2 protein-coding genes are annotated in these 808 nt (G+C 68.4%); both read left to right on the plus strand.

The window, feature by feature from the left end:
* Positions 1–467: AMP-binding enzyme (locus LZA78_RS17525; protein ID WP_438811095.1), on the plus strand; the 467-nt coding region annotated here is incomplete at its 5' end.
* A 4-nt stretch (positions 468–471) separates the two neighbouring features.
* The coding region (locus LZA78_RS17530; RefSeq protein ID WP_233678166.1) for an adenylate kinase family protein at positions 472–808 on the plus strand (337 nt) is incomplete at its 3' end.

The following is an 808-nucleotide window of genomic DNA, read 5'->3' on the forward strand; positions in this document are numbered from 1 at the left end:
ACTACTTCACCGGTGACGGCTGCCGCCGCGACAAGGACGGCTACTACTGGATCACCGGCCGCGTCGATGACGTCATCAACGTCTCGGGCCACCGGATGGGCACGGCCGAGGTTGAATCGGCGCTGGTTGCGCACCCGACCGTGGCCGAGGCCGCTGTCGTCGGCTACCCGCACGACCTCAAGGGCCAGGGCATCTACGCCTATGTCACGCTGATGAACGACATCGAGCCGACGGACGAGCTGCGCAAGGAGCTTGAGAAGTGGGTCCGCACCGAGATCGGCCCGATCGCCAAGCCCGATATCATCCAGTGGGCCCCCGGCCTGCCCAAGACCCGTTCGGGCAAGATCATGCGCCGCATCCTGCGCAAGATCGCCGAGAACGACTTCGGCGCGCTCGGCGACACCTCGACGCTGGCCGATCCGTCGGTGGTTGACGATCTGATCGCCAACCGCGGCAACAAGGGCTGAAGCGATGGCTGGTGACAACAACACCGTCGCGACGACGCCCGCCGTTCTGATCCTGCTCGGCCCCCCCGGGGCCGGGAAAGGCACCCAGGCCCGGATGCTCGAAGAGCGCTTCGGCCTGGTGCAGCTTTCCACCGGCGATCTGCTGCGCGCGGCCGTGGCCGCGGGCACGCCTGCGGGCCTTGCCGCGAAGGCGGTGATGGAGGCCGGTGGTCTGGTCTCGGACGAGATCGTGCTGAACATCCTGCGCGATCGCCTGGGCGAGCCGGACGTGACCGCGGGGGTGATCCTCGACGGCTTCCCGCGCACGGCGGGCCAGGCCGAGGCGCTCGATGCGCTTCTGT

The sequence above is a fragment of the Rhodobacter flavimaris genome, assembly GCF_021378075.1.
GTDB lineage: Bacteria > Pseudomonadota > Alphaproteobacteria > Rhodobacterales > Rhodobacteraceae > Rhodobacter > Rhodobacter flavimaris.